The sequence below is a fragment of the Pseudomonas gozinkensis genome (assembly GCF_014863585.1).
GTDB classification, from domain to species: domain Bacteria; phylum Pseudomonadota; class Gammaproteobacteria; order Pseudomonadales; family Pseudomonadaceae; genus Aquipseudomonas; species Aquipseudomonas gozinkensis.
This window is the reverse complement of record NZ_CP062253.1, coordinates 2,544,756-2,554,878: the sequence shown is the minus strand read 5'-3', so window position 1 is coordinate 2,554,878 and position 10,123 is coordinate 2,544,756. Positions and strand designations below refer to the sequence as shown.

Annotated in this window: 10 protein-coding genes; 5 read left to right on the top strand and 5 right to left on the bottom strand. The window is 52.7% G+C overall.

What is annotated here, in order from left to right; all coding sequences use genetic code 11:
• Positions 1-79: 79 nt before the first annotated feature.
• The gene (locus IHQ43_RS11500; protein WP_192564434.1) at positions 80-1,285 is read right to left on the bottom strand and encodes an ISL3 family transposase; all 1,206 of its coding nucleotides are present in this window, start codon (positions 1,283-1,285) and stop codon (positions 80-82) included.
• Between the two features lie 275 nt (positions 1,286-1,560).
• A complete protein-coding gene (locus tag IHQ43_RS11495; protein ID WP_192564976.1) occupies positions 1,561-2,103 on the bottom strand; it encodes an ATP-binding protein in 543 nt (180 codons plus the stop codon).
• A gap of 378 nt (positions 2,104-2,481) precedes the next feature.
• Between IHQ43_RS11495 and IHQ43_RS11490 the strand changes: the two genes are divergently transcribed.
• Positions 2,482-2,904: a hypothetical protein gene (locus IHQ43_RS11490; RefSeq protein WP_192564433.1), complete on the top strand. Its 423-nt coding sequence runs from the start codon at positions 2,482-2,484 to the stop codon at positions 2,902-2,904.
• A complete protein-coding gene (locus IHQ43_RS11485; protein ID WP_192564432.1) occupies positions 2,891-3,079 on the top strand; it encodes a hypothetical protein in 189 nt (62 codons plus the stop codon). The genes IHQ43_RS11490 and IHQ43_RS11485 overlap by 14 nt, the downstream gene beginning before the upstream one ends.
• A 903-nt stretch (positions 3,080-3,982) precedes the next feature.
• Here IHQ43_RS11485 and IHQ43_RS11480 read toward each other — a convergent pair.
• Together IHQ43_RS11480 and IHQ43_RS11475 are read right to left on the bottom strand one after the other, a co-directional pair.
• Positions 3,983-4,420, bottom strand: coding sequence for a DUF6957 family protein (locus tag IHQ43_RS11480; RefSeq protein WP_192564431.1), 438 nt, complete (start codon positions 4,418-4,420; stop codon positions 3,983-3,985).
• A 121-nt stretch (positions 4,421-4,541) separates the two neighbouring features.
• Positions 4,542-4,853, bottom strand: coding sequence for a hypothetical protein (locus IHQ43_RS11475; RefSeq protein WP_425220297.1), 312 nt, complete (start codon positions 4,851-4,853; stop codon positions 4,542-4,544).
• 414 nt (positions 4,854-5,267) lie between these two features.
• Between IHQ43_RS11475 and IHQ43_RS11470 the strand changes: the two genes are divergently transcribed.
• Positions 5,268-5,723 (top strand): helix-turn-helix domain-containing protein, encoded by a 456-nt coding sequence (locus tag IHQ43_RS11470; RefSeq protein ID WP_192564430.1) that lies wholly within the window; start codon positions 5,268-5,270, stop codon positions 5,721-5,723.
• 101 nt (positions 5,724-5,824) lie between these two features.
• A complete protein-coding gene (locus tag IHQ43_RS11465) occupies positions 5,825-6,046 on the top strand; it encodes a hypothetical protein (RefSeq protein WP_192564429.1) in 222 nt (73 codons plus the stop codon).
• 193 nt (positions 6,047-6,239) lie between these two features.
• Here the strand turns inward: IHQ43_RS11465 and IHQ43_RS11460 are convergent, their stop codons facing one another.
• The gene (locus IHQ43_RS11460) at positions 6,240-6,887 is read right to left on the bottom strand and encodes a hypothetical protein (RefSeq protein WP_192564428.1); all 648 of its coding nucleotides are present in this window, start codon (positions 6,885-6,887) and stop codon (positions 6,240-6,242) included.
• 447 nt (positions 6,888-7,334) lie between these two features.
• Between IHQ43_RS11460 and IHQ43_RS11455 the strand changes: the two genes are divergently transcribed.
• Positions 7,335-9,989, top strand: coding sequence for an AAA family ATPase (locus IHQ43_RS11455; RefSeq protein WP_192564427.1), 2,655 nt, complete (start codon positions 7,335-7,337; stop codon positions 9,987-9,989).
• The last annotated feature ends 134 nt before the right edge of the window (positions 9,990-10,123 follow it).

Genomic DNA, 10,123 nt, shown 5'->3' with positions numbered 1-10,123 from the left:
AGCCGGCTAGCTTGCTAGGCACCTGATCAGGCGTAAACGAAGAGAAAAACCTTGCTTCGGCGAGGTTTTTTATGGTTCTTCACGGATTACCGGGAAAGACGCTCTTGATCTTCATGAAGAAGAACTCGCTGTCCCGGTAACCGTACGCCATCCGCTTGATAACCTTTATTCGGTTGTTTATTCCTTCCAGCTGACCGGTATGCATCGGCCAGCGAACGCGACTGACGATGCCACGCCAATATCCCTTTAGCCGTTTGGCAAATTGGATCAAGGCGGGGATTTCACTTTCATGAGCATGGCGCAGCCATTGCTTCCAGGCTGATCGCCAAGCCCAAGCAGTAATCGGCGTCCAAAGTGTTTTTAGCTCAGCCTTCATCAAATACACCGTCATCAGCGATTGGTTGGCCTCCAACAAATCCTGCAAGTGAACCTGCTGGTCCGGCGTTTTCAGATTTTGTGGATTGCGCAGTAACAGCCATCGCGCCTGCTTGATGACCTTGCGCGCCGGCTTGTCGTGCCGTAATCGGTTAGCTTCGTCGACGCGGACCCGATCAATGACTTCTCGGCCATATTTGGCCACCACATGAAACAGGTCGTAGACCACTCGCGCGTTCGGGCAGTGCTGACGAACCTCCAGGTCAAACGCAGTGTTCATGTCCATGGCCACCGCTTCGATACGAGCACACCCCTCTGTCCCAAGCTCTTCGAAAAAGGGCCGAACCGCCGCCCGGCTGCGACCTTCGCCGATCCAGAGCACTCGTCGCGTATCGGCATCCAGCACAACACTGGCGTAGCGATGCCCTTTGAACAGCGCGAACTCATCCATCACCAAGCGTCGTGGTTGCGCCTTCGGCAGTTCACTCAATACCGCCTGCAAAGCGCGACGCTCCAACAACCGAACCGTGCCCCAATGCAACCCAAGCATCTGGGCCACGTGCAGCGTGGGAAGGCGCTCGCAAGCCTGAATAACCGCATCAGCCAAGCGGCGCGTCATGCGCGCATAGCGATCCAGCCAACTGACGGCTTCCATGCGTTTGCCGCAGTCCCGACAGACAACCCGTCTGAGCAAAACACTGAGGCGCACCGCACGGCCGAGAATGGGCAGATCACGTACGGTTCGCTCGCAATACTCATGAGTGGATGAACAAGGTTTTTGGCAGCCACCGCAGGAAGGGAATCGGGTGGCGTGGGGAATCAGATCGATCTGTAGAGCGTCACCATCAGGCTTGATCGTGACGACAGAAAAGCCCTCCCAAAAAGGAAGGAAAGTATTAATATCGCGCATAAGAACGCCGGTTTGTTAGATGTGTTTGCTCGCACGAACATCATCAATCAAATCGGCGTTCTTGTTTCTGTGTTTCCCGGGATTCCGTGAAGAACCTTTTTTATGCCTTGGAGAAAGCAGCGGGCAGTTATCAAAGCTTTTCGAGTTTCCAATTTTGCTGTCCTTGTGGAAGATCACTTTCGGCCAGAAGCGGACGGTCGCGACTGACCGCTTTCGACCCGAAGCGAGCATTACTAAAGCGTGTTGAGTCGTGCCTCAGCCGTTCCGGCCTCGAGTTATTGCGCTACTTGCGACAAAGCATGAATGACATCCGCAACCATCTTTTCAGCACTGTTCATCCCGTCAATCCGTAAGACCGGAGCGGTCTGCTCTGATAGCCACGCCTCGTGCCACGCCCGGTTGCGTCCTGAAAAGTTCGGATCGTCATACTGCGAAGCCCATTCCCGAAAGGCTACATGTATCTCATGCATGTCACCGCCCGGTGCTATCCGATCTCCAAAACGCTCCTTTTCACGGGCGGCCAGCCGTTCAAGGCGAGTGGGTGTTGGAGTTACAACGAAAACAATCAGATCGACATGGGTAATCAGCGCTTCTCCCCAGACCATGCAAGAACCGGTTAGCACCCAATCGTCATCACCGAACTTTTGCTGGATCAATGACACGCGCTCACTGGGAGTTCGCTTGGTCGTAAAAGGAGGGTCAGTAGGCATCCAGAAGTAATCATCGACATCGACCTGGCGTACACCGAGCAGAGTTGCGACGTTTTGACCCAAAGTAGTCACGCCCGCACACGAAGCACCTGTAATGTAAATCCGCAATTTTTCCTCCATGAATACAAGTCTGTTTCGAGGCAGGCAATATATCCCTTACTCGATTGGGTCTCACTTTTTTCTGGGCTGCAAATGACTGCTTCTGGCCGAAAGCAGGCGTTCGTGAGCGTCAGCAAATCGCCGCAAGCCGTCCTTTGCATAGGCGAAAATATTGCGTAGCCCGATACTGGGCGACCACAAGCGACGTACATTACGTTGCAAGCAGTCCTCACCTATAGTTCTCCTGTCACTGCCCCTTACCTTTTACCGGAATTCTATTTGCATATCCTTTTCACCATCCATAGCGCCCTTTCCCAGCAGTCGCTGATAGCATTCGCTGAAATGTTAATGGTGCCAACAGACAGTCAATGCAGTAAGGAGTTACGGATGGACAGTGATCTAAAAGCCCTTTGGCTGCGCGAGCGAAACCGTAGAGAAGCGTTGTGGGATCTGGAAGTTCTGCAATCTGGCGCAGCAGAAGCCAAAGCACTTTTGGCCACACTGGCTGAAATCGACCGGCAGGATCTGGAAAATCCTATTGGACTCTCCGGCGCCATGTCGCTAGATGAGCTTCGTGAGGCCGTTCCAGAGACGCGAATCGAAGGCACTGATGGCCATTCTTTTGTGATCGTCCTGGATCAGCACATACCCCAACCTTGGCACGCAAGATTTGAAGCCGCCAGCATGCTTTCAACCCGTTTACCCCAAGGAAGCTACGCAAGTGACTGGCGACGCTTTTTACGACTATGGGTACGGGAAATGGCACATCTCAAAGCGCACCGGGAGTGGTTTGAAAATGATCGAGTTTGATTTGAATGCAAACGACTGTGAGGCGCTGATCAGACATTGCGAGAGCTTTGTGCCGGCAGGAGATGATCCGAGAGAGAAGCGGCGTCTGCAGGATGCTTTGGAGACGCTGCGTGAGGCTCTGGTGAGTCACCTGAACAAATCAACTTCTTCAGTGAAAAACCTGGAAGCGATTTGATTCTAGAGCAGCCATGCTCGACGTAAAAACCATGCAAACCAGCCTCAAAAGCAGGCTTTTTTTGCCTTCACCATTGCATCTGTTCAACACGCTATGACGTCAACAGCTCTGACAGTTGTTGCTTCGATAGCCCTGTTGAAATTTCAATCATTGGAGAAGGAAATGCCCATGCGACACAAGAGCCGCTTCAAATCCGCAGCCCAGTTTCTTGCTGAAAAAATGGTGCAGGCACTCGTTCAGGAAATGCTTCGGGCCGTTCTTCGGGATTGGCTCGAATGAATCCATTGGCCTTTGAATGCAAATCATGGTTTTCCTATGTTTCATAAACGACAGAACCCGCTTTATGGCGGGTTCTGGGCTTTTCCAACGAGCGAATTGTATGGGGCTGCGCTACTCAGGAATTCGGCAGTTCTCGTATTCCTCAAGCGGCAGTCCCGACTCTGAGCCAACCACAACACCGGTCAGCCCACAGTAGGGGCAACAGGCGTGCTTTTCTTTGTACCACCTTGTGATGTTGGCGGGTTCTGACCATTGTCCACAGGCGCTGCAGATGCATCTCACGCTCGCGTTAATTTCTTCACGATTGTTCCAACCGTGATCACTGGCCGATTCGTCCAGCCACTGTAGGCGAGAGATTGTTGCTTCATCCATCGAATAGACCTGATCACTTGTTCACATCGCGCGATTTTAGCGCAGCGTCGCTCAGTTCGTATCCGCGCGGCATCGGAAGGACACCAGCAGAGTGAAGTCCGAGTCGTCGGAAATGCCCGTCCTCCGACCCGACGGTGTCATGGTCATCACGGTCAATGTCCCGCTTACGTTGTACCCTGTTTGGACGTGCTGTCTGCTTGCCTGAAAGTGTCGAATTGTCTCGTTGCGTTCAAACTGATGCGCTTGCTTGGCTTAGCGTATCGGTTGCATCTTAATGGCCAAGTCCAGTGCGCTGATTGCACAAAGACTTGCATACTTACGACTGCCTCTGCCAGCGAGTACGAAAACCGTATCGGTCGTTTCGAAGAAGCAACCTTCTACAGAGGTCGCAAAATGCGTTCTGAATAGGCCTCGCTCAGGAAGTTTTTGGGCGCTGTCGAACACCAGATTTTGGGTGTACAGGATGGTAGGTACTAACCCTTGGCCCCTCATCTCCCGCTGACACTCATCCTCAAGCATCAAATCGAGGAGCATCCACTCACGCACCACGCAGCTGCGCTTTTCAGGGAATGATTCCATTGCGGCCTGCTTCAGTGCCCCGTCGTCTAACCCTGAACCACCCAAGACGGTGGCCGGCCCAAAAAACAAATCCCCCAACAACTCAACATCTGTAACGCTCATTTTTTCCATTGCCAATCAAACCTACCGCTCTACCCTGCACGCGAAGAGGAGCTCTTTCACAGTGCCCTTACCCCTCGCCAACCTGATTGCCGCAGCGAGTTGTTGAAAAAAGCATCTAGCCAAAAAATACTCAGTGATAAACGCGATTCATATAAATATTGCTTCCTCCAGGTATCCAACTGACCACCACGTAGAGGCTGCCGGCGATGGTTCTGAATAGCGAATAACCATCGATGAACAGCACGCCTATGATCCTCGACGTCCGCATGCTGGTTCCCTCGCGAAATCGCCCAGTGGTATCGCCGTAAACCGTTCCCATCAGAACAGGTGGACTGTCGATGGCGGCGAATAAGTACGCCGTAACGGGCACTCCGAAGTCCTTTTCCATCGCCACAGCGACGGCTGCCGGGACACATGAAAGACTCTGTTGATCAATCATCACGCCGGACTGTCACCAGGGGAGCAACGCTCCTATCACGCAAAATCTCGCCGAGACCATCGACCATTCAGACCGCCCTTCTTTACTAAAAATAGAGGTTCGTGGTTCTCGCACGTCCGCCCCCGCCGTGCGTTCGGATGGGCGCCGTACATGCATTATGTTTGGTGTACACAGCACGGCTAGGCGAAGCATTGGAGCAGAGGCTCAGTTGATGAGCGTTCGCTGCACAGATTCGATCTGTCTCCCGATCTTGATCTCGATTTACAGCTAAATTGAATGACTAACGGCTGTCACGTCGCCGAGCCTCCAAAGCGTGTCGCTGCATTAACGAGCCGTCAGATCCACCAGAATGAATATATACATTTGAGTGGATCATGGCAATCGCGGCATACAGCTCTGTTTTTACGGAACGGAAAAATGTCTGTCCGCACCGCATTTGCCGCGACCTTAAAGCTCTTGCGAGCCCAACGTGATCTCACGCAGCAAGCGCTGAGCCAAAAGGTCGATCAATCGCATGTCAGCCGCATCGAGAATGAGAAGACCTCACCAAGCCTGGAGGCCATCATTGAGCTTGCCGACGCGCTGGAGATCAGTCCTGTTGCGCTAATGGCAATCGTATGTGGAGTGCAGGACGATTTGAGCGCCGGCGAGATCCTGAAGAATGCTGAAAGGGATCTGAAATCGCTGAAGCTGTTGAAGGGTTCGATCCCAATGAAAATGGAGCCGTCCCCTCACCCGCGCGTTACTGCAGCCACCCAAGCGCGAGAGGCCGTCCGGGTGCTCAAGGAGCAAGGCCTTTCGCGGGCTGAGGTTGCAATGAAGCTGGGGATGGCAAAAACCACCGTTCAGCGCCATTGGAATCGCTTGGACTGAGTTTTTTGCTCTTTCTTGTCTATGACCTCGCCCGCCAGGCAATACAGGCCGTCTTCGAACCACTGCTATGCTTTTGCTCTCCATCCGAACGGAGTCGAGTCATGGCCGAGCAATATTCCCTTCCCGACGTACTGGCAAGACTGTACGAAAATCAACTGGCCATCGAAGCAGCGCTGATGGAACTTGTGCTGCTGGAGGAGAAGCGAGGGTCATCTGAGGCTTGTGACAATGCTCGGGTTGCGCTGGACACAATTGGCGAGAATGCCGGGCATATCAAGCAGGGGATCGCGAGGCTGGGGAGAAGTGCAGGCACTTCCGAATGACCATTTTTTTGCTTAAAGATGGAAGCGCGGAGCAAGAGCGCTGCACCGTATTTCTCCCCGAACGGCCCCGTTTGCTACGAACCCCAGCTTCATTTACTCGATCACCAACCTGAGTTTTTTAGCGTAGCGACCAAGGATCTAATGGTAACCACACAACTCTTTTTGAATCGTAGCTCTTCGATCTCTCGCTAATTTAAACCACTCTCTCCCCCATCTGAAACAGCGCCGCCTCAACCTCACGCAATGAACTGAAGCGGCTTTTTTTACCTGCCAGCACCTGAGCATGATGTAGCAACCAGTTAGCTCGCACGTTCCATTTGTAGTGCTCATAGGGATTGGTCGCGTGGGTCGTAAACACTGAAGGCGCAGGATTACGAAGTTTCCGTGATTTTCCGTTACCTGGGAGACATAGAAAGCGAAGGTGCTCATGTATCTGGTTTTGCGGCTTACCTTCAATAACCGTCCACCATTTCAGGGCCAACCAAGCTAACGCCGCAGCGACCCTGCTGTCATAGATAATGAAATCATCTATGAGGAGCGAGTATATCTTCGTCATCCCGGAATTAAAGCGCAACGCGGCAACCCCGCTGACATCGTCTCCTAGGGCATGATCCTTCACTACATTTTGAAGGACGGAGAACAAATTCACGTAATTTTGAGCAAGCCAGGGCTTGTTACCACCATGTCTAGTTCTCGTATAAACGCCGCCCCAGTGGAGCGTGGCTGCCACTGCCCCAGCAAGCGCGCTGCTCGACGCGGGTGCCTCAGCGTACGCAGTTCGTAATGCCTTCTGGATAATCTCAAGTACTTCCGAATTGGCGGCCAACGTACTGTTTGCCACTAAGGTAGGCACCGTTGGGTGCATGTAGGGATAACTGCCATCAGGATTCGGTCGACCAGACACCTCCCTCGGTGGCCACCTGTATGCGTTCAATGCGTCATACAACGCTGGATATTGCCTGTGATATCCCGTGATCGAAAAATGAATAGGGCACCCCCTCAATCGCTGGGATAGCCATTTGTAAAATCGCGCAACGTCACCTTGCAGATAATCACTTCGTCTCAAGTCAGCCTCGCTAGGGCATTGTGAGTATTTTTGGAAATTAATTTAAGAGAATGGAGTATCCGAGAAGTCATCATCACTGAACAAGCTAGACTCACAACTTATGTGGATTAGGTTCGATCACAGCGCGAACTACTCACCATGCTTTTGCTGGTCACCTACATAGAAACCAGAGCGAAACCAAAAGCTTAGAGCTGGACGGTATCGCATGGAAATGGAGGTTTCATGTCAGTTCTGCAGGAAGTGTTGATTTGGTCGAAAAGTTTGCCCGCTTGGCAAGGGGACTGTGTGAGACGCTTGCTGAGGCAGGACTCTTTGACCCCACAGGACTTTGAGGATGTGCTCGCCCTGCTCAAGGCAGCTCATGGAATCACCGACCCGCAGGGACGTATCGCCTCCCCACTGAATGAGGATCAGATTCCCGCTGCAATAAAACCAACAACTCACATCGAACTGCTTGCAGTCAAAAATCTTGTAAACGTCAACGCGATTGCGCCAGAACACAGCCTGGTATTCGCGCCGCAGGGGCTGACTGTAATTTACGGAGGGAATGGCTCTGGCAAATCAGGGTACTCCCGAGTATTGAAACGAGCATGTCGAGCGCGGGATCAGTCAGAAACAATCTACCCGAATGCCAATCATCCCCTACCAGTGGATGCCAATGCCCGGGCCAGCTTTAGCATTAGCGTGAATGGTGTCGGTATCGATGTGCTGTGGACGGATAACCAGCCTGCGCCGCCGGAACTCTCCAGCCTTTCAATTTTTGACTCCCGCTGTGCAAATGCATACCTGGTAAACGAAGCCGACTACTCTTATGTCCCTCACGGTCTGGATGTTTTTGAACGACTCGCCGTGCTCCAGCAACAGTTAAAAACGGCGATCGAGCAGGAGCAGAGAGAGTACTCCGTTGACCTCACTGCCTTCTCCCCGATGCAAGGCAAGACCGAAGTTGGAAGGATGATTGCCGCTCTCTCCGCCAAGACCAATCCAGATACTGTTCAAACGCTCGGCACCCTTTCAGAAGACGAGCTCACCCAGCACACGACCATTGGCAAGAGCCTCCAGGAAAATAATCCCAAAGAAAAGGCCAACCAGTTGAGGCGACTGGCACAACGTATATCTGTAGTTGCCGGCACCGCCCTGAACAAATCGCCACACGTTGACCAGGACGTTGAACAAGGCCTCAAGCAATCGGTTGAGGACTATCTACTAGCAAAATCGGCGGCGGAACTCGCCGCGAATAAATTCAAAGAACAGCAAAACCTACTACCAGGCACTGGTGGTGATGCCTGGCGGGAGCTTTTCGACGCAGCCCGTAAATTCGCTCTCGAATCCCACCCAGGTCAGGACTTCATATCGCTCGACCCGAACAGCCCATGTCCACTCTGCCAGCAAACGCTCAATGATGGCGCCGCGCGACTGGCTCGCTTTGAGGAGTTCATCCAACAAGAGGCTGAAAAAACGTCGCGCTCCCGCCGTAAAGCGATGGTTGAGAAATACACACCGCTTACAACACTGGATGTGACGATTGGACTCGATGAGGCCACGCATGCGGAAATCCACGTACTGGCTCCAAAGGTCGCGGCGGACTGTCGGGAGTATGAGCGTGCATTAGGGGAGCGTCGTGACCAATTGGTTGACGCTGTGAAGTCCAACAACTGGATAGGTATCACGCCTCCCCCGTCAAATCCCTCATCTGGATTACAGGCACTGGTAAACCAACTCAATCAACAAGCTCTCAACCTTGAGCAGGCGTCCGATGAGGTGGTAAGAATTCAACTTCAGCAGGCGTATGCAGAACTGGAAGCACGCGTGCTGCTGAGCAAGGTAAAAGACGCAGTCATAAACGCCATTTCCCGAATGACCCACGTGGCCCTTTTGGCCAAATGCATCACCTCGCTTCGGACAAATGCCATCTCAACCAAAGCCACTCAGATTGGTGAGACCGTAATCTCCACGTCACTCCAGGACGCTCTTAATGCCGAGTTCAAAGCGCTAGGTGTGGGAGGTCTCCAGGTTGCCCTCCAGAGTCGATCAGGGCGCGGAAAAATGCTGCACAAGCTCAAGTTGGATCTGCCGCAGAGTCGAAATCCGAAAGACCTTCTCAGTGAAGGTGAACAGCGAGCCATTGCATTAGCGTCCTTTTTGGCCGAGGTAGGGCTCGATGAAAGCACAGGAGGCATCATTTTGGATGACCCGGTTTCCTCCCTGGATCACCGGCGTCGCGAGCGTGTCGCGGCTAGGTTAGTCAAAGAAGCGGCGCGCAGACAGGTAGTCGTTTTCACCCACGACATCTACTTCCTTTGTGTTTTAGCGGAGCAAGCAGATTCGACTGGGGTCACCGCAATGACCCAAAGCATCGCACAAAGTGCTGAAGGTTATGGTGTCGCAACGCCGGAGCTGCCATTTGAAGGCAAAAATACGACTGGTCGCATCGGATCATTGAAGGTGCGGCAACAGCACATAGCAAAGCTTTTCAGATCGGGAGAAGAGGACGAGCACCGCAGACAAACCGTCGAGGCATACTTCCTACTTCGAATGGCATGGGAACGTGCAGTCGAGGAGGTGCTTTTAAGGTGTGTCGTCTTACGATTCCGCAAGGGTGTAGAAACCCAGCGTCTATCTGGAGTCATCGTTGATGACAATGACTACCTGCAAGTAACTGCTGGCATGAGCAAGTGCTCCAATTATGCCCATGACAAGGCAATGGCAGGTGACGTAGCGGTACCTGATCCGGATGAATTGCTCACGGATATCCAGGCTTTGGAAGCATGGCGTCTTCAAATCGAAACTCGCAGCACTGCGACGAGTCGCGCCAGGAAATCGGGTACCTTTTCTGCTCCGTTGCCTATTACGGCGCCCAGTAAAAGTAGAAATTAAAGGGTCAATTAGCCTGCGATACCGGCGAGGTGCCCGACTTCTGGATATCCTTGCGTAAAGATCGAAGAAAGCACGCCGACAGAATAGAATATCTCCCCCATCCGAGCTTGATGGCGGCTGGGTGTAAAGAGTTG

Excerpts from the sequence above, each read along its gene's own strand:
- IHQ43_RS11485 (WP_192564432.1), top strand. The coding sequence starts at position 2,891 with ATGATCGAGTTTGATTTGAATGCAAACGACTGTGAGGCGCTGATCAGA.
- IHQ43_RS11500 (WP_192564434.1), bottom strand. The coding sequence starts at position 1,285 with ATGCGCGATATTAATACTTTCCTTCCTTTTTGGGAGGGCTTTTCTGTC.
- IHQ43_RS11480 (WP_192564431.1), bottom strand. The coding sequence starts at position 4,420 with ATGGAAAAAATGAGCGTTACAGATGTTGAGTTGTTGGGGGATTTGTTT.
- IHQ43_RS11455 (WP_192564427.1), top strand. The coding sequence starts at position 7,335 with ATGTCAGTTCTGCAGGAAGTGTTGATTTGGTCGAAAAGTTTGCCCGCT.
- IHQ43_RS11465 (WP_192564429.1), top strand. The coding sequence starts at position 5,825 with ATGGCCGAGCAATATTCCCTTCCCGACGTACTGGCAAGACTGTACGAA.
- IHQ43_RS11490 (WP_192564433.1), top strand. The coding sequence starts at position 2,482 with ATGGACAGTGATCTAAAAGCCCTTTGGCTGCGCGAGCGAAACCGTAGA.
- IHQ43_RS11470 (WP_192564430.1), top strand. The coding sequence starts at position 5,268 with ATGTCTGTCCGCACCGCATTTGCCGCGACCTTAAAGCTCTTGCGAGCC.